The organism is Commensalibacter sp. M0133, assembly GCF_016101485.1.
GTDB lineage: Bacteria > Pseudomonadota > Alphaproteobacteria > Acetobacterales > Acetobacteraceae > Commensalibacter > Commensalibacter melissae.
In genome coordinates, this window is record NZ_JACFQI010000005.1 from 25,783 (window position 1) to 46,112 (window position 20,330).

A 20,330-nucleotide genomic window follows, 5' to 3' on the forward strand; every position below is an offset into this window, starting at 1 on the left:
ACTAGATCATATTAATCAATTGAACAATATTTAAAAATACCATTGACTTTAATTAAGGATGAAATTAATGCAGCCTACACGTGTACAAGATGCAGCCACATTAAGAAGTGGTGAAGATTCAGTTCCCGTATCTGACGATTCTTCAGTAACTTCCTCCTTAATTTCTTCCTCAAGTTTTGATCATACGTCAACGTTTGCCATGCTTCAGCCAATTCCCGGTGCTACAAGCAACTCTATTGAATATGATCCATCTCAGGCGCATCCTGAATGGGGATCGGGTTATGAACCTGATCCTAATGGGTTTAATGATAATACATTTGCCTTTAATTTTACATCTTTGACATTTTCCATGACAGATCCTACCGACATGATGAGCACGATTGCAGCGGCGGCTGGACAAGGCTGGGATTTGTTTGCAAACGCACTTGATCCTGATTCCTCCAGGATTGTTATCAATGATCCGGGTCAAGGTAATGACCTGTTGATAGGTGATGGATTGCAACTTGTTGTTGGAGCCACGCTTAGGGATCTATTAAAAAAGAATGGGGTTGATATCACTAATCCCATCGTCAGAAAACTTATAAAAGAACAGGATTGGGGGCAAAAATTTCTAAGCCAGATTGATAATTTGATCAGTGCCCAGAATGGTCCAGGACACATGATTATCTGGAATAAAACCGGCGTTATGGTTAGTGCGGGTGACAACAAGGCAACCATGGAAGTGAGGGCTGGCAACAAACTTTATGTGGGAGACACAAACAGTTCAGGATATGATGCCTTTGGAACGGGAAATTTACAGTTAGGTTATAATGAAAAAAGTGCAACGGGTTCCGCATCGCTGATCCTGGATGAAGGGTCATATCTAAGTGTTAATGGATTTTTGGGTGGAGCGGCGGATAAATCCTATGCAGGTCAATCCATTGGTTCAGGTATGGAAAACCAGAGAACAGGTGCTGTTTCAACCCAAAATCATGTAAAAATGGATGTTGATGGAAATTGGGGGCTTGTTGGTGATATTCGACCCGATAAACCAGCCAATTGGACACGTGTAGGCAATAATAACAAGATTAATGTCGGAGGCACGTTGGGGGTTTATATGTTGGCCTCCATGACAATTGGAAGTGATACAGAGATAAGTGTTGGATCCAATGGTTGGGCCCATACAGGAAGTGGTGTGTTTGTCGGTTCAGGTGGGTATATGTCCACTGGCTTGGGAAACAGGTTTACCATTGCTGGTGGTATGGGTGCCGGTTATATGGATCTGTCCGCTTCGGGGAAGGCGGCGCAGCTGATAATTGGTGATGATAATGTCATTCATCTTACCAACAGAAATGCCGGCATATTTGCAGCTGAGGCAGGGGCATCCGTTACAGTGGGGGATAGTTTGACCCTAACAGGGGCTGAAATATCAGTCGGTTATGGTCAAAATAGTATGGACCGAATTATTGATGAGGATTCCAAGTACCGTACTGCCTATATGTCTATCGGTAACGATGCCAACATTTCTCTAGGTTATGAGAATTTGTATCCGATGGCCAATGCTCCATCCTTTGCGGAGGATGGTGTGATAAGATTAGATGCCAGTAATTCACTTTTACAGTTTGGAACAGGACTTGCACTTGAAGCGAATATAATTTCCCTGGGACATTATTTAAAAGATACTTCCAATTCAAATTTTATAGACAGTGATGGTAATGCCCTGGCTGAATTCAGGGTTGGTTCAAATAATAGCGTTGTCATTGGCTCAGGGGCAAATATCAGTTTGGGTTCTGGTATTGTTATTAATGAAAACCAGGGATATGTCGATTTGCAGGGAGGTGTTCTGAATGCTGGATACATTCGTATGGGTCGATATTACATTGAAAATCTGGAAGTTCCCATAAACGGATCCAGTTATATATACCGGAATAATTCAAGTGCGTCGATTCATATTGGGGACGGTTATCAAGTTAGCTTGACCCAAGATATTACCATTGATGGCAGCTTTGATCGGTTAAATATTGGTGATAATGTCGGCATTCAAGGAAACGGGATGTATCTTGGTGATTTTAGAGGGATTGGTTCAGAAACCAATCATCCTACATCAAGATCATTGATTTCTGCCGGCAATCTAACCTCAATGACAATAAGTGGTGACATCAATCTGAATGGTAATGCAAATTCAGTGATGTTGGGGAGCCAATCTTTATTGGAAACTACTGACGGCAATTTAAATATAGATGGAATAAACCAGCTGTTGACTATAGGAAATGGGGGGATTTTATCCGCTGCAAAAACGCTACTTCAGAATGGTAGTAAAAGCATTATTTCTATTGGCAATGAAGGTAGGATTGTCGCGAGTACTGTCCAGCTAATAGGTAATGGTGAAACATTCACTATCGGAGATAATGCTGGTATTTCTGCAGACCGAATTATTATCGGTTATCGCGGGGGTTCTTTAACGATAGGAAAAAATGTTGATTTTGATGTTCACTATTTTGATGTTAATGTATCCCGAACGGTAACATTAGGGGATGGAGCTACAGGATATATAGGTGATACAACCACGGTTGATAAAACGGTTTTCAATACTGGTAATGCGAATAATCTTGAGTTTGGCAATATATCCCTTGGCGATAATAACAAATTTAATGTTTCAGGATCAATCAAGGGAGCTGGTATAAACCTAGGTAGCAATACATCGTTTACAGCAGCAACAAATGCATCGGTTAATTTTGGTAGTGGTAATGTCACGTTATCGGATAAAAATAATAGTTTTAAATTAAATGATAATGTTACTTTTACGGCTGGAACAGTCACTGCTGATTTGAATACGAACAATTTTATCCTAGGATCGAATGATTTTTATGATCTAAGAGGTTGGAATTTATCAAATACGTCAGGCTCTGCAAAAACTTTCACTGTCGGGAATGGAGCTACCGGTAATTTTGGTAATATAAATTTATTGGGTGAAAATGTCACCTTCAATACAGGTAATGCGAATAATCTTGAGTTTGGCAATATATCCCTTGGCAATAATAACAAATTTAATGTTTCAGGATCAATTACAGGAACTGGGATAAGTCTGGGTAGCAATACATTATTTACAGCTGTAACGAATGCATCGGTTAACTTAGGTAGTGGCAATGTCACGTTATCAGGTACCGGTAATAATTTTATACTAAATAATAATGTTGCTTTTACGGCTGGAACGGTTACTGCTGATTTGAATACGAACGACTTCACCCTGGGTTCGAATGATATCTATGATGTGAAAGGATGGAATCTATCGAATTCATCAAGTCTAGCCAAAACATTTGCTGTCGCGGATGGTGCTACCGGCAATTTTGGTGACGTGAATTTAACGGGTACGGTTAACTTTTCTACTGGTTTGGCAAACAATCTTACCTTAGATACAGTGATGTTGAACAAGAATGCATCCATTAATCTGGATGGGACGTATGTCACTGTTCATAACTTGGACATGAGTAATGGTGGTGTCGCTAATTTGAACTATAACAGTGCAGAGTCCAATGTTGTTTCTTTATCCCATGTAATATTGAGCGGTAATGGTCGGATAAAAATCGCACAAAATTCTGAAGTTGATATTGGTTCTCTAACAATGGACGGTATAAATCCGGGTGTTATAGAATTGGACAATGATGCAGTTTTGAATATCCGTTCAATCAATGCCACCAATGTTGGTACAGATATGCCGACAATCATTATTCATAATGGTGCCCGTGTTATCGTTAATGGTCAACAAATAACAAGGTCAAGTTCTTCAAATGATTTGATTGCTGATTTTAATAATGAAGCCAATGGTGTTTATGAATATCATGGTAGCATTGAAGATGTCGATGGTCATTTGGTGATCAAGAATTTTAAACTCGATGATCATCTGTTATTTGAAAATGATACTGGGTCATCGGATGTTAACACTTTTTATACAAGTTATAAGGACGGTATTTTATCCATTATTCACAATGATGGAAAAACATCCAAAACTATTGCCTCTTTTCGTTATGATGCAGGGGACAGCAATCAGGCATTGCCTAATGTAAATATTGTTCGGGGTTCTGATGGCAATTCCTATTTTGATATAACAAAATGCTTCCTATTGGGAACAAACATTCTTACATCTAAAGGTGAAAAACCGGTAGAATCTCTTTCCGTTGGTGATGAGGTTGTGGCTATTTGTAATAATGGAAGGATAAACCGTAAAATTGTTTGGATTGGTAAAATGGATATTTCCGTGGATCAAGGTAAAAATAGATACGATTTGTATCCAGTTTGTATCAAAGCACACGCATTTGGTCTGAATAAACCGCATCGTGATTTATATTTAACCCCTGAACATACCGTGTATATTGATGGTGGTTTGATTCCTGTCCGTATGTTGGTTAATGGCCGTTCGATTGTTATTGATAAATCCCGGGACAAATTCCAGATTTATCATGTTGAAACAGAACAACACTCGATTTTGCTATCAGAAAATCTGATGACTGAATCTTATTTAAATACAGATGATAAGTATCTATTTGATAACGATATTGTTAATTTTGGTCTGGAGTTTAATGAGCATGCAGGTCATAAAAGCTGGGAAAATGACGCAGCTGCACCATTGACTGTTTCCAGAAGTAAGGTTGAACCGATTTGGAATCGTTTGGATCGCAGGGCAACTCAGCTGGGGTATAAACCTGTCATAAAAAGAGCAATAACCCGTAATCCTGATTTATGCCTTATTACTGATAAGGGGAAAAAGATTAAACCTGTTCATTTCAAGGATAATATTTACAGTTTCTTTATTCCTGATGGTACTTATGTTGTAGCCATGAATTCAAAAACATCTTTACCTTCAGATGTTATTGGACCCTTTATTGATGATAGACGGACACTAGGTGTTTTGGTTTCGAAAATTAGCGTGATTTCTAATAGAACCCTGATCATGTTCCCGACTGATATTTCGGAACTTTCAGGTTGGCATGGTATTGAGCCCGATAGAACAGATCGTTGGACAATGGGATTGGCACAATTGCCAATTGAGATAACAAGATTTGGCACTGGGAAAAAATTGATCCGGGTTGAGCTGACAGATACAGCTTCTTATTTTGTTGAAGATGATATCAGTGAAATGATGAAACTGGCATAAAGCAATTTGTTGATTATCCAGTTAAATAGGGTTAATAGAGCTTTCCTTTTATTATAGCTAAAAGGGAAGCTTTTATTTAAGGGAAAAACAGACGTGTTTGATCGCTTCATAGATTATGTTGCAAAAGTTGCACCGGATAAAATTGCTATCCGTTCATTCGAAGGCTCAATTACTTTTGCGGCAATGAATAGAGACATAAATCGGCTTGCACATGCTTTATTGGACGTTATTGATAATAGTTCCAAAATTGTGGCTGTTAATTATAAGCAAGTACATATTCACTGGATGCTTTTAATGGCGCTAAGCCGAATTGGTGTCGCTTCAGCGTCAGTATCCAGTAATAGCGAGGTTGCTGAAAAGGAGATTGCCATATTGCAGCCTGATGCAATTATTAGCGATACGCTTTTTGATATTGATACGGCAGCTAAAATACACGTGCTTGATTTGAATTGGTATGATCAGGCTATGAAGCGTTTCAAACCTGACCCTATTTATACGCTCTATGAACAGGATCGTATTGTACGTGTTTCAATTGCGGCTGGAACGTCTTACATGCGGCATAGAATTGATTATACAGCCTCAATGATTGAATCATCTGTCATAAGGATGATTACCCAGGAAAAAATCAGCTGGTCTCTTATGTCGGAAATTCCGAAATATCCAACATTGCTACCCACATTAGCTTTTGGCAGTTTTCATGGATTTTTATGCTATCTAAGCATCTGGTCAATCGGCGGGACAATTATTATGGCTGATCGCGAGCAGTATTTTGCCGCTATTGCCATGTTGTCACCTGATTTGATGGTTATTTCGCCTGCACAGCTTCAATTGATTGCAGAAAATTTGCCAGAAGATATACCCAGACAGGATCATTTAAGATTAATTGTCGTTGCTGGTAATTTTCCTAATGGTTTACGTCATTTTGTTCAGCAACGTCTAACAAAAAATCTGAATGTTACCTATGCGACAAGTGAGGCAGGGGTTATCGCTTCGATCAATATTGATCAAATCAACCATGATGACACTGCGGGGTGGATCATGCCATGGATTGATGTGCAGGTTGTTGATGATCAAGACCATCCACTAAAATATGGTGAGATAGGTAATATCCGAATTAAAAGTCCAAATATCGTACAGAAATTTTTCCAAAATATTCAGGATACTCATAAACAGTTTAAAAAAGGTTGGTTCTATCCCGGCGATTTAGGAATATTGAATGAGGAAGGTCTTTTAAGGCTGATTGGTCGTGTGGATGAACTTTACAATTTTGGAGGTGATAAATTTTACGCCAATAAAATTGACGCAGTAATTTGCAGTATAGAAGGTATAAAAGATGCGGCTCTGTTTTCTATGCCTGATAACGATGGAATTCAGCAACCCTGGTTAGCTATTGTTCGCGGAGATAATTTTGATATTGATCAAATTGCCAGGCTATTGGAAAAAGAATTTTATAACCTGCCCGATATAAGTGTCTTATGGGTTAATTCCATTTCGAGGGATGAAGAGGGACATGTATTGCGCAATCATCTAGAAAAGCTGGCAATGCAATATATTGAAACCATTTAATAAAAATTCGAGATAGAATATTTTATTAATGAGAAAATATAATAAATAATTATAGAAAAAAGAAAGTGTTATTTTATGGGAAGACTAATAAACAAATATAGTAACGAAGAAATTGCAATCGTTGGTATAGGCTGTAGATTCCCAGGAGATATTTTCAATCTTTCAAGTTTTTGGGAGGCTATTTGTCAGAAAAAAGAAACGGTTAGCCGTATTTTGCCTGATCGTTGGAACTGGCGGACGGCCTATGATCAGGATAATTCAGTTATTGCCAAAAGTTTTTTTTTAAACGCCAGTTTTCTGACACAGCCTATAGTCGAATTTGATCCCTTGTTTTTTGGTATGTCTCCTAAAGAGGCTGTACAATGTGATCCACAACAAAGAATATTACTTGAAGTTGCGTGGGAGGCGCTAGAAGAGGGGGGTCTTGTTCCATCATCCTATGCTGGACAAAAAGTGGGCGTATTTATAGGTGTTTTTGCGACGGACTGGTTAACAAAACATTCTGTTAGCGAAGCGAAAGAAGGGGATATAGAAAGAAATTTTCTTCCTACAACTTTGCCGATTACTATGCTTTCTGCCAGACTTTCTTATTTTTTTGATTTTTGTGGTCCCTCGCTTGTTCTTGATACAGCCTGCTCATCTTCTTTAACTGCAATTCATCTGGCATGTCAAAGTCTGAGAAATGGCGATAGTGATATGGCCTTGGCCGGCGGTGTTAATTTGATGATCACAGACCAATCCGGTGCTATTGTCGCCAAGGCCAATTTCATGGCCAAAGATGGAAAAAGTAAAAGCTTTGATGCTTCTGCTGACGGATATGGCAGGGGCGAGGGTTGTGGTATTGTTGTTCTTAAACGGCTGAAAGATGCTGTGCGTGATGGAGATAAAATTCATGCTGTCATTAGCGGGGTTGGAATTAACCAGGATGGGCATAATGAAGGATTAACCGTTCCAAATGCGCGTGCACAGGAAAAACTAATTCATCAAGTTGCTCAACAGGCCAATGTACAATTGGGAGATATCGCTTATGTTGAGGCGCATGGAACAGGGACACCTGTGGGAGATCCTTTAGAAGCTCAGGCAATTTCAAATACAATTGGTAAAAGCCGACCGAACGGACAACCTGTTATCATAGGATCTGTAAAGGCAAATATCGGGCATTTAGAAGCGGCGGCAGGTGTGGCCGGATTGATTAAGGCTTGTTTGTGTGTCAAGCATAGAGCCGTGCCACCACAGGCAAATTTAAAAGAGCCAAATCCTAATATCCCTTTTGCTGAGATGAATTTACGCCTGATTCAGGATAAAGTTGTTTCATTAAAATCCTTGTCAGATGATTTATATGTTGCGGTTAATTCCTTTGGTTATGGTGGATCAAACGCAAATGTTATTTTACGGGCTCCTCGTCAAAATGAACAATCATCAGGTATCTGTAGTAAAACTGCTTGTTTACCTTCAAATCGGTATATTTTATCGTTATCAACGAAACAATTGCCGTCTTTAAAATTGATGGCACAAAGTTATTGTGAGTATTTCGAGCAGGGAACCGATATATCCCTTGCGGATATCTGTTATTCAGTGGGAAAGCATCGTTCATTTTTTCAGAAACATCTGGTTGTTGTTGCAAAAAACAAAGATGAATTTATTCAAAACCTTCAGGATTTTATACAGGATAAGGTAAATTCGGATGTAATAATTGGAAATCAGCAGGTTAAAACACAAAGCAGGCCTGTTTTTGTTTTTTCTGGCATGGGTCCACAATGGTGGGGAATGGGAAAGTGGCTCTTATCGAAGGGGCCTGCTGAATGTATAACAATCGCTGGGAAATGTGATTCTTATTTTAAGAAATTGTCAGGTTGGTCAATTCTTGAAGAGATGCGGAAAATGGAAACTGAATCTCGTATTCATGAAACGGCGGTGGCTCAACCCGCCATTTTTGTAATTCAAGTTTGTATAGCGACAGCCCTGAAAATTTATGGAATTGAACCATCTGCGATTGTAGGACACAGTGTTGGTGAAATTGCCGCTGCCTATATTTCAGGTGCTTTAAGTTTGAAGGATGCCGTTACCGTCATTTACCATCGTAGTCGATTGCAACAAAAATTTTCTGGTCAGGGGGCAATGCTGGCCGTCGGTCTGCCACCTTCATCGGCGGTCAATTTAATTGAAAAATATGCTGGAGACGTTACGGTCGCCGCGATTAACAGTACGCGTTCTTTTACTCTATCTGGATCAAAAGAAAATCTAGAAAAAATTGCACTTGAACTTGATAGGCATTCAGAATTCAATCGTTTTCTTAGGGTGGAACTTGCCTATCATAATCCCATTATGGATCAGATCCGGGAAGAATTTGAGGCGTCAGTGCAAGATATTTGTCCACAAATGCCTGTAATCCCCTTGTATTCGACGGTTACGGGGCGTATTTGTGATGACACCTTCTTTCATGATGAGAATTATTGGTATCGTAATTTACGTCAAACAGTTTTGTTTGCCGAGGCGGTATCCTCTCTTATTCATGATGGACACAATCTATTTTTGGAAATAGGTCCTCATCCAGTTTTATCTTCTTCTATCAAAGAATGCGCTGCAACATTAAACAGTTCGATTGCTGTTACTTATAGTTTGCACCGTTCTGAACCTGAAGAAAAAGCCATTATAAAAACGCTTGCCAATCTTTCCGCAATAGGTCTTGATCTTGACTGGGGAAAAATCACGGGTGGAAAACGGGTCGATTTACCTTTTTATCGTTGGGCACGAGAAATTTATCTTTTTGAGAGTAAACATTCTAAAGCGACACGGTTGGCGGAACGCGTAAATCCAGTTCTAGGCAATGTTGATTGGGCCGCATCACGGGGCTGGTTGTCCGAGATGAATATCAATTTTATGCCATGGTTGCCCGACCATAAGGTTGAAGGGATGATTGTCTTGCCTGGGGCAGCGTATGTTGAGGCCGCGTTGGCAGCTCATGCTCAACTGGCAATTGATGCACCTAAAGAAATGCAGGAGCCTGCCATTATCGAGGATCTGCAATTAAAAAAGGCAATGATTATTGACCAGCATTTTTATCCGTATATGACTTGGTGCCTTGATGATTTAACAGGGCGATTACTTGCTTTTGGGCGAGTCAAAAATGATTCGCATGAATGGGAATTATATGCAACGGTTGCTCTGCGACGTACTATGCCATGGTCGGAAGATAAGGTAATTGATCTCCAGATATTAAAAGAGAAAATGTCTGAAGATATTCAGATTGAGTTCTTTTACCAGAAATTACGTGAACATGGACTGGAATATGGCCGGACTTTCCAAACAATTAAGAGGTTATATCACAATTCTGATGCCGTATTGGCCTATCTTGAAATTGCTGATACTGAACAGAATAGTATCAAGGATTATTGTATTCATCCAACCTTGTTGGATGGGGCTTTTCAACTGTTTGGAATTTTATGTGCAAAACAACAGGTAAAAGATACCATTTTCCTTCCCGTCTCTATTGAGCGGGTTATGTATTATGGTCGACATGAGGGCAAGTTATATGCTTATGCCAATAATCCGGTAAGAGATGAAGACTTATTCACTGGTGATATTGATCTTTATACTGAAAAGGGAGAATTGATTGCTTCTATCAAGGGGTTGACTGTTAAAGAAATAGCCAGTCAAAAGCAGAAAGAGGCCAGACAGATGGGATTGCTTTATCATCGTGAATGGCAAAAATCAAAACCTTTATCTCTGCTAGGAGAAATTGCTAAGATTGCGATATTGACAGATAGTGATCAATTTTTGGAACTCCTGAAAAAAGAACTTGAGATGCAGGGGATAACTGTTCTTGTTGGAAAGATTGGTCAGCAGTTTGGAAAAGAGACCGAAGACCTATTTCATATTCGGGAAGGTCAGGTAAAAGATTATCAGGATTTTTTTTCTTTTGTTAATATTCATCAATGTCGTGCGGTTGTTTATTTTTATACCAGAAACAACGAATTTGAAGATAGAATTGGATTGTCTCTGGTGCAAGAAGCTCTGGTACTGTCACATGGATTACCGGTAATTGAAGAAAAGAAAATTTCAGAGAATTTTCGTTTCGTGATAATTACTAATGGATCAGAACAAATTAATGAAAATAATAAATCAATTAATTTGGATCAGTCATCATTAAGAGGATTTGCGAGGGCTTTTTCCTTTGAACGTCCTGAACTGAAATTAAAATTGATTGATATTGATGCGGATCTTAAGACAGATTCAGCTATCCTTGCAGCCGAAATCCTGGATGAGGAGATGGAGGATGATGTTGTCTTGCGTGATCAGGATCGCTACCTATCCCGTCTAACACCAATGACAAGACGTGAGGAAGTGCAATGTGTTCCTTATGAACAATTTGATTCTCAAAAAATTGGATTTCGGCTTGTTTCTGGTTTTCCGGGTATTTTGGATAAAATCCGTTATGATGCATTTGTGCGTCAACCACCGCCTCCAGGTCATGTAGAACTTGAAATTATTGATGCTTCTTTGAATTTTAAAGATGTATTGAAAGTTATGGGCCTGTTACCGCGTTCTGTCATGAAGGATACATTTCACGGTGATGGACTGGGAATGGAAGCATCTGCAAAGGTTATCGCCGTTGGTAAAGGGGCAGAGGAGGCTGGCTTTTATGTTGGAGATCGCCTTGTCATCACGTTTAAGGGATGTTTAACTTCACATGTTACCCTGGCATTGAAGGATATTTACGCGGTCCATTATTCCACGCATTCCTTGTTAAGGGAATCAAAACGATATCAGTTGACCTCTGATGAAATTGATAAAATCAAGGAATATGATCAACATAAAATCCCTGATGCAGAAGCGGCTACTGTGCCCATAGTGTTCTCTACAGCTTATCATACAATGATCAATTTGGCGAATTTACAACAGGGTCAAATAGTTCTTATTCATGCTGCGGCAGGAGGTTTGGGACTGGCAGCAATTCAAATTGCAAAAATGCGGGGAGCCAGAATTTTTGCAACGGCTGGAAATGAGAAAAAACGACAGTATTTACGGGATTTGGGATGTGAACAGGTTTGGAATTCGCGGAATCTTGAATTTGTCGATGGGGTTAAACAGGTAACTTGTGGAAGGGGAGTGGATGTTATCCTGAATTCCCTATCAGGAGAAGCATTACATCACAGTTTGGAATTGTTAGCCCCATTCGGCAGTTTTTGTGAGGTGGGAAAGAAAGATATTGCCGAAGAACGCTGGATGCCAATGAAGGCATTCAATAAAAATATTAATTTCTTTTCTATGGATTTGGATCGGATGGGAGCTGTTTGTCCAGAAAAAGTTCTGGATATTGTGACAAAAATTGTGCGGGATATAATGAATGACAAAATTATTCTGCCACCCTGTAAGGTCTATCCTGCTGCCAAAGCGGTTGAGGCGTTCAGGACATTAGCTTCTGCCCAGCATATCGGTAAAATTGTAATCGATTTTACCGATACAAAAGATGTAATGGTTAATCCTCTTCAAAAAGAAGTTACCTCGATTGAAGCCAATGCGCTTTATTTGGTGACAGGCGCTTATGGCGGTATGGGGCTTGAATTGGTGCAATGGCTGGTTGCAAAAGGAGCCAAACATCTTGTCTTGATAGGGCGCTCACTTAAGAAAAATGATTCATCAATTCAGAAAATTTTAAGCATCTTACAAGAGAATGAAATCAGTTTGTATCAAATGCAGTGCGACCTCACTGATCTTCATGCCTTACAACAAATAATTGGAAAAGTGCAACAGTTGCCATATCCCCTAAAGGGAATATTTCATTGTGCTGCAATTATTGATGATGGAGTGGTTGAAAATCTTGATAGGGAACGGGTTGCAAAAGTTATGTTACCCAAGGCGCAGGGTGCCTGGTATCTGCATGAGCTGACCAGGGATATTGCGTTGGATCATTTTGTTTTATTTTCATCTGCGACTCATTTGTTTGGCAATATCGGTCAGGCAGCCTATATTTCCGCAAATGCCTTTCTGGATGCTTTGGCGCAATATCGTCAAAGGATTGGTTTGCCTGCTCTATCTATTGAGTGGGGCGCTATTGATGGTGGCAATATGCTGAAAAAGGATAGTCATGTTGTCAAAACATTTCAGAATTTTGGAGTGAATCCTCTACCTGTCAAAAAGGCACTCGATGTAATGCCATTATTATGGAAACTTCACAAACCCTTCTTGGCCGTCCTTGATATTGATTGGTCAAAATGGTTCAGCGCGTTTCCTGTTACGCGAACTTATGGTCGTTTTCAGCCTTTGACCGCATTAGGGGTGTCAACAGGTGAACAGACTGAAGTTATGAAACAGTTAAATATCTTGCCCTTAGAGGGGCGTTTACCTTTTGTCATCGAGAATCTAATTCATATTTTGGAAAAAACGTTGCAATTGCCAGCAGATACAATTGATGGAAATACTCGGTTAACCGAGCTGGGAATTGATTCTTTGATTGGAGTGGAACTGCAGATTGCGATCAGTAATCAGTTGGGATGTGAAATTTCGTTGCTACAGCTTATGAAAGAGGAAAATCTTCAGGATGTTGGACGGGTATTGCTTAGAAAGTTAAAAGTTCCTTTTGAAAGTAATGAAATTTTAACACTGGAAAATGTTTGAGAATAATTCAAGTAAAAATTTGAACGTGTAGATACGAGTGATGGTATTGGTAAAGAAAAGATGGTTTTGATTATCCCGAAAGACCAGACGGAAGACCGAACTTGTAAGCGACATAACGTTGTTGATTGGCGAAACGATACCCTTGTTGAAATGGTGCGGCATCGTGCATGCTCATCACCCTCAATGGTTATTTATACGCTGTTGAATGACCAATGTGATCCTGTTGACACTCTGACGGCCATTCAACTTGATCATCAGGCTTCGGTTATTGCGGCAGGACTGCATCATTTTGGCAAGGAAAAAAACAGGGTTTTGATCTTATGTGAAAATGATTTAAATTATGTTTTGGCATTTTTTGGCTGTATATATGCCAATATGATCCCTGTTTCAGGAATTCATGTTGATGTTATTCGCAGTGATGAACGATTTGCAACGGTTTTAAATGATGCGCAACCAGATTTTGTTATTGGTCCACGTCATTTACTGATCGAATATAAGGATTATTTTCGGAAACTGGATTGTAATCCTGTCTGGATTCCCCTGGAGGTTTTATTAAATGTCAGGGATAAATTGGTTAAAAAGGGTGATAATAAGGATGTTGCTCTAATTCAGTACAGTTCAGGGACGACACGGAATACGAAAGGGATTTTGATTACGCATCGTAACTTGATGTATAATGTGCGACATCAGCCAGCAAGTGAAAAAATTCTTGAAAGTGAATGCAACGGATTGAGTTGGTTACCTTTCGCCCATGATATGGGGTTAATCGGGGGGATTATTGTTCCAGTAGGTTTGGGACGAAAAATTTTTCTGTTGCCTCCAAAATATTTTATTGAAAAACCGGTAAGATGGTTACAGGCGATTACCAGATATAAAATACAGGTTTCTGGCGGACCAACATTTGCCTATAATCTTTGTTTAAGGGAAACCACGGAAAATGAGATCAGGAAATTAGATCTATCGTCATGGCAAATAGCAGTGAATGGGGCAGATAATTCTCAGGCTGAGACAATAGAAAAATTTTGCAAGAGATTTTCCTCGGCAGGGTTCAGGGCCAGGCATTTCATTTTTGGATATGGTCTTGCCGAGGCAACGTTAACCGTTACCAACAGCAAGGCAAATGTTTCCCCTAAATTCAGGAATTTTTCACGTAAAGCCCTGATGACAGGTTTCGTTAGGCAGGCTTCTGATGTTAATGATCAACGTATTTTGGTTTCATGTGGTTATTCTTTGGATGATCAAAAGATTGTTATTGTGAATCCGGAAAACGACCAAATCCTACGAGATGGACGGGTCGGAGAAATTTGCGTTTCTGGACCCAGTGTTGCGAGAGGATATTTCAATCGTCCAGAAGAAACAGAGGATGTATTTCATTCGAAATTATCTGGTTCCAAGGAATTTTATTTACGGACCGGTGATCTGGGGTTCATTTATGAAAATGAATTGTACTTTGCTGGAAGGATCAGCAACGTCATAACATTAGGCAACAAGAAATATGATCCTGGTGATATTAGTGGCACATTGGAAAATTCCTGTCCTGATATCCGCATTAATGGAACAACCTTCTTTCTTGAAAATTTAAAGGATCTAACATCAATAACCATTCTTGCGGAAACCATACGAAATCCCGTCAAGTCATATGAAGAAATTGCCGGATATATTTATGAAAAGGTAACCAAGCTTTATATGATTTGGCCTCAGACAATTGTATTGACACGTCCGGGAGGGGTCTTAAAAACACCCAGTGGCAAAATTCAGATTGCGCGTACGCGAGAGGCTTTTTGCGAGAAGAAACTTCCTGTTATTAAGGAATTTCGATATCAGGTTCCGATCATTACAGCATTTTTGTCTTTTAAAGAGGCATATAATCAAGTAGAAGAATGGATTGGAAATGTAACGAAAGATTGGAAGGGGAATGTAAAGCAATTAACACGCAACAAATTGTTGAACAAAGAGGTTAATTATGATCTTTTGTTAGACTTACGTTATAAATTTGAAGAAAAATTTCACGTTGAGATTGACCCATCTGATTTTATGACTGCATGTCAAACATATACGGATTTATGTCATTTATTAGCAAAGCAAATTTGTAATTCTGAATTATAAAAATAATTTTAATTCTACATTGAAAGGGAACTATCTTGACCCAGAATGATAAGGTGAGAGTAGAAGGGTTTGAAAGAGTTAAATTAAAAGTTAAAGGTGAAGACAATTTATCAAGTTCTCTGGAAAACAAGCAGACTCAGGAAAGTGAATTAATTAACAAAATAAATAATTTATCACAAAACAGGCAGGTCCAAGACGCCATTCAAGCATTGGATAAACGATTTTCACCTATGATTGGTGGTGAAGAGGTGAACAATCAAACAGAACAAAAGCCGGCAAATAGCACCAAAAATCTGGTAAATCAATTTATACAGGCTTCTCCTAAGCCTACCCAAAAAGGACCCATGGGTATTTTATACGATTTTAATTTTGGAATACGCGTATATGTTCCAAAACCAGCTGCAGGGGAGGGATGGCGCGTTTGTTTAATGGATCTTGATACAGAGGTTGTCTTGCTGGATCAAACCTGCCAGGATCAGGGATATGCAACCACTGCCAAACATCATTATATGAATGGAAAAATCATTGTTTCAAAGATTCATAAGGATGGAAAGCAAGAAGAGGTTCTTGTTCATGAATATAATGCTCGGGGCAAGGAAGTTTTAATTGCCTTTCCGGTCGGATCCTTGGGGGATTCACTGGGTTGGGTGCCCTATGCAGAAAAATTTAGAAAGAAACATGACTGTAAACTGACATTGGCTTTGGGAAAAAACCTTATTGATTTGTTTGAAAAAGCCTATCCGGAAATCAGATTTGTTGACGCTTCTGTTTATGCTCAACAGAAAATTGAAAACAAATTTTATGCAGGATATTATATAGGCCTGTTTTTTGAGGATGAACAAAATAATTGGCAACCTCGTGATTTCAGGTTGGTAGGATTACATCGAACGGCAGGATATATTTTGGGTGTGGATCCTGAAGAGGTCCCCCCTCGTTTGGTTGCAAGTGAAGATACAAGACCTATTCCAGAACCTTATGTAGTCATTGCTACACAGGCCTCGACACAATGTAAATACTGGAACAATCCTTTTGGATGGCATTATGTTATTGATTTTTTGAAAAGCCTTGGATATCGTGTAATTTGTATTGATAGGGACAGGGTTTTCGGAAAGGATCTTGTTTGGAATCATATTCCAAACGGTGCGGAAGATCAAACAGGTCCGCGTCCTTTGACGGAAAGAGTACGCTGGTTGAAACATGCCGAATTTTTTGTCGGATTATCTTCTGGCCTTGCCTGGCTTGCCTGGGGCGCTGGCATTCCAGTTGTTGTTATTTCAGGATTTACCAATCCATTAACTGAATTCAATACGCCTTATCGTGTGTTCAATACGCATGTTTGTAATGGATGTTGGAATGATATTCGATATTTATTTGATCATAATAATTTCCTATATTGTCCGAAACATAGCAACACTTCCCGACAGTTCGAATGCACCAAGGCAATTTCTCATCAGCATGTTATCAAAACCATTTTGTCCATTCCAGGTTGTCGTCAGAAACCAGTAAATGAAAAAGGCAAGTAAGGTTTAATAACAGTTGGATGTAAGGGCAACGGGCAAAATTCTTTTAGGGATATGATTAAGTCAATCCAATAATGGTGGAGTGAGAGAAAAAGCTTCTAGTTTTTTCTAAAAGCTTTTTTTAATTTATTTTGTAGTTAACAAATTATGAGTTTGTTAAGCAGGCAATATAATTGATTTTTACATTCTGGGTCAGTTTCCATCCATTTGGATAGAAAGTCATTCCGGTAATAGATTTTATGCGTAATCCGGCAGAATGTGCCATTTTGCCCAATTCAGAAGGTGTGATGAATTGTCTCCAGTTATGTGTACCGACAGGCAACTTGCGTGTAATATATTCAGCTGCTACCTTGGCAAATAGAAAGGCCGGTAACGTACGGTTGATTGTTGATACAAAAATCATACCATTGGTTTGTAACAACTGGGAGATATTATGGATAAAGTTCTGAGGATCATTAACGTGCTCAAGTAGCTCTAGGGCCGTAATGACAGAAAAATGTTGATTTTCGTGAACAAGTTCCTCAATGCTCCCCACCTTATAGGTTAATGAGCCGCCATTAGGGAGCAAGGGTGTTGTATCTAGATGATATTGTGCGGCTTTGATAACTTTTTCTCCGGCATCTATTCCCAACACATTGTATCCCATATTTGCCAGGGCTTCACTGGCCAAACCGGCTCCACATCCGATATCCAGAATATTGCTGGATTTATAATATTGGTTATTATGTCTCAAGTTGCGGTTGATCCATTCAATACGAAGATCATTCATGTCATGAAGGGAGCTCATGGGCCCTTTTCGATCCCACCACTGATCTGCGAGCTGATTAAAATGATCAATTTCATTCGTGATAATTGAATTATTTTGCTTATTGGCATTATCTGTAGTATCGATAGGCATTTATTTCACCCTCGGTGGAAGAAAAGTAATAGAAAAGTCAATTATTTGCTTATAAATGATAATTGAGTTAATTATTGAATGATATTAGAAAAATGAGATTTATGCTTTATTATATCATATTTAAATGCTGAAAATAATAGTTGTGGAGTTTATTTTTTATGTCTTGTGATATTCCCCGGATCGTAATGAAGTTTGGTGGGACATCGGTTGCTGATTTGGACAGGATTCGTAAGGTCGCTCAAACAGTCAAAAAACAAGTTGGCGCAGGATGTGAAGTAGCCGTGGTTGTGTCAGCTATGTCAGGGGTCACAAATCAGCTGGTTGAATATTGTCAAACCCTCAATCCCCTATATGATCCTTGCGAATATGATTCAATTGTAGCAACAGGTGAACAGGTAACCAGCGGGCTTTTGGCTATTGCTTTGCAAACAATGGGGATTAAAGCACGTTCATGGTCAGGTTGGCAAATTCCCATAATTACAGATGATGCGCATGGTAGGGCCAGAATTAAACAGATTGAATCAGCAGCCCTGATAGAATGCATGCAGGCTGGAGTTGTGCCTGTTATTGCCGGATTTCAGGGAATAGATGAAAATAAGCGTATATCAACTTTGGGACGAGGTGGATCCGATACTTCGGCGGTTGCGTTGGCTGCAAGCTTGAATGCTACAAGATGTGATATTTACACGGATGTAGATGGAATTTACACAACTGATCCCAGAATAGTAAAAAAGGCAAAACGAATAAAGGCAATCGCATATGAAGAGATGTTGGAATTAGCCTCTGTCGGTGCAAAGGTCTTGCAAACCAGAAGTGTAGAATTGGCCATGAAGGAACAGGTGCGTGTTCAGGTTCTTTCAAGTTTTGAAGATCATGACCCGTCAAAGGAGGGGTCTTTGCCAGGTTCTTTAGTTGTTAGTGAGGATGAAATTGTGGAAAAAGAACAAGTAACAGGAATCGCTTATTCCTTGAATGAAGCAAAGGTGGTTGTAAAAGGTATTCCCGACTTTCCTGGAGTGGCATCTTCTATTTTCAGGCCCTTGGCAGAGGCCAATATCAATGTTGATATGATCGTGCAGAGTAGCGGGACAAATCAAACCACAGATATGACATTTACAGTGCCTAAAACGGATTTGTTACAGGTTCAACAGCTTTTGGAGCAGGCAAAAGATACAATTAAATTCTCACAATTGCTGACCGATGAGGATGTTGTAAAAATCAGTGTGGTTGGAATTGGGATGCGTTCTCATACTGGTGTCGCAAATATTATGTTTAAAACATTGGCGGAACGTTCTATAAATGTTCAAGTGATTTCCACAAGTGAAATTAAGGTTTCTGTTATTGTTGCTGCGGAGTATGTGGAATTGGCTGTACGTGCTTTACATACAGCTTATGGATTGGACCAAATGAATGACTGATAAAATGAATATGGATTTAGTTTCATATGATCAAGCAAAAAGGGAATTGAAGCGTCTGTGGAAACGTGGCACTGATTTTTTGGGAAGTGAGGTTGCCATTCTTGGCGGAGCTATGTCCTGGGTCAGTGAGCATCATCTGGTTTCAGCCATTTCCAATGCCGGGGGTTTTGGCGTGATTGCATGTGGAGCAATGGAACCCGAAATGCTAGCTGTCGAAATCGAGGCCACTCAGGCACTGACAAAAAAGCCTTTTGGGGTAAATCTGATTACGATGCATCCCAAATTGTCTGAATTGATTGATGTCTGTCTGCGTCTAAAGGTTCATTATATTGTGTTGGCAGGGGGTATTCCTTCGAGTATAGCAATCAGGCAAATTAAAGATGGGGGAGCTAGGGTTATTGCGTTTGCTCCAGCCTTGATTTTGGCAAAACGCTTGCTTAAAATGGGTGTTGATGCACTGGTGATAGAAGGGGCAGAAGCAGGCGGACATATAGGTCCTGTTTCTTTGACTGTACTTGCTCAAGAAATTTTACCTGTTATCCGTGATATACCTGTTTTTGTTGCAGGTGGACTGGGTCGTGGCGATGCCATTGTTTCATTTCTTGAATTGGGTGCCTCTGGCGCACAGTTGGGCACGATGTTTGCTGCAGCGGTAGAAAGTCAAGCCCACGAGAGGTTTAAAAAAGCGTTTATTCACGCTTCGGCACGGGATGCAGTCGCTTCAGTACAGTTGGATGATAGTTTTCCAGTTATTCCCGTGCGTGGTCTTTCCAATCCAGGGACAAAAGCGTTCATGAAGCATCAAGCCGCCGTAATTCAAAAATATCGTAATGGTGAATTAAGTAAAGAAGATGCCCAACTGGACATTGAACATTTTTGGGCGGGGGCTTTGCGTCGTGCGGTAAAGGAAGGTGATGTGGAATATGGCTCGGTTATGGCTGGTCAATCCGTGGGAATGGTAAAAGAAATTTTACCTGTTGCCGATATCTTTCATACACTTATGCAACAGGCAATTGAGGCTTTGGTAAGACGACAACAACGTATATCAGATATGTGAACATTCTATATAATGG

8 protein-coding genes are annotated in these 20,330 nt (G+C 39.6%); 7 read left to right on the top strand and 1 reads right to left on the bottom strand.

The window, feature by feature from the left end:
• Positions 1 to 67: 67 nt before the first annotated feature.
• The 5 genes from H3T46_RS08235 to H3T46_RS08255 all read left to right on the top strand — a co-directional run bounded on the left by H3T46_RS08235 (position 68) and on the right by H3T46_RS08255 (position 16,944).
• Positions 68 to 5,131 (top strand): Hint domain-containing protein, encoded by a 5,064-nt coding sequence (locus H3T46_RS08235; RefSeq protein ID WP_198198213.1) that lies wholly within the window; start codon positions 68 to 70, stop codon positions 5,129 to 5,131.
• Positions 5,132 to 5,224: 93 nt separating this feature from the next.
• On the top strand, positions 5,225 to 6,697 hold the full coding sequence (locus tag H3T46_RS08940; protein WP_198198215.1) for a class I adenylate-forming enzyme family protein: 1,473 nt from the start codon (positions 5,225 to 5,227) through the stop codon (positions 6,695 to 6,697).
• Positions 6,698 to 6,772: 75 nt separating this feature from the next.
• Positions 6,773 to 13,315: a type I polyketide synthase gene (locus H3T46_RS08245; protein WP_198198217.1), complete on the top strand. Its 6,543-nt coding sequence runs from the start codon at positions 6,773 to 6,775 to the stop codon at positions 13,313 to 13,315.
• 60 nt (positions 13,316 to 13,375) lie between these two features.
• Complete coding sequence (locus H3T46_RS08250) at positions 13,376 to 15,421, top strand: AMP-binding protein (RefSeq protein ID WP_198198219.1); 2,046 nt, start codon at positions 13,376 to 13,378, stop codon at positions 15,419 to 15,421.
• A gap of 230 nt (positions 15,422 to 15,651) precedes the next feature.
• Positions 15,652 to 16,944 carry an autotransporter strand-loop-strand O-heptosyltransferase gene (locus tag H3T46_RS08255; protein WP_370552774.1) on the top strand — a complete coding sequence of 431 codons (1,293 nt, stop codon included), beginning with the start codon at positions 15,652 to 15,654 and terminating at the stop codon, positions 16,942 to 16,944.
• Between the two features lie 142 nt (positions 16,945 to 17,086).
• On the opposite strand, the gene ubiG is transcribed toward H3T46_RS08255, so the two are convergent.
• On the bottom strand, positions 17,087 to 17,839 hold the full coding sequence (ubiG, locus tag H3T46_RS08260; RefSeq protein WP_155566263.1) for a bifunctional 2-polyprenyl-6-hydroxyphenol methylase/3-demethylubiquinol 3-O-methyltransferase UbiG: 753 nt from the start codon (positions 17,837 to 17,839) through the stop codon (positions 17,087 to 17,089).
• Between the two features lie 158 nt (positions 17,840 to 17,997).
• Here ubiG and H3T46_RS08265 point away from each other — a divergent pair, with 158 nt between their 5' ends.
• Together H3T46_RS08265 and H3T46_RS08270 are read left to right on the top strand one after the other, a co-directional pair.
• Positions 17,998 to 19,257: an aspartate kinase gene (locus H3T46_RS08265; protein WP_122122905.1), complete on the top strand. Its 1,260-nt coding sequence runs from the start codon at positions 17,998 to 18,000 to the stop codon at positions 19,255 to 19,257.
• Positions 19,250 to 20,314 carry a nitronate monooxygenase family protein gene (locus tag H3T46_RS08270; protein ID WP_198185426.1) on the top strand — a complete coding sequence of 355 codons (1,065 nt, stop codon included), beginning with the start codon at positions 19,250 to 19,252 and terminating at the stop codon, positions 20,312 to 20,314. The genes H3T46_RS08265 and H3T46_RS08270 overlap by 8 nt, the downstream gene beginning before the upstream one ends.
• The last annotated feature ends 16 nt before the right edge of the window (positions 20,315 to 20,330 follow it).

Excerpts from the sequence above, each read along its gene's own strand:
- H3T46_RS08235 (WP_198198213.1), top strand. The coding sequence starts at position 68 with ATGCAGCCTACACGTGTACAAGATGCAGCCACATTAAGAAGTGGTGAA.
- H3T46_RS08245 (WP_198198217.1), top strand. The coding sequence starts at position 6,773 with ATGGGAAGACTAATAAACAAATATAGTAACGAAGAAATTGCAATCGTT.
- H3T46_RS08250 (WP_198198219.1), top strand. The coding sequence starts at position 13,376 with ATGGTTTTGATTATCCCGAAAGACCAGACGGAAGACCGAACTTGTAAG.
- H3T46_RS08255 (WP_370552774.1), top strand. The coding sequence starts at position 15,652 with ATGATTGGTGGTGAAGAGGTGAACAATCAAACAGAACAAAAGCCGGCA.
- ubiG (WP_155566263.1), bottom strand. The coding sequence starts at position 17,839 with ATGCCTATCGATACTACAGATAATGCCAATAAGCAAAATAATTCAATT.
- H3T46_RS08265 (WP_122122905.1), top strand. The coding sequence starts at position 17,998 with ATGTCTTGTGATATTCCCCGGATCGTAATGAAGTTTGGTGGGACATCG.
- H3T46_RS08270 (WP_198185426.1), top strand. The coding sequence starts at position 19,250 with ATGACTGATAAAATGAATATGGATTTAGTTTCATATGATCAAGCAAAA.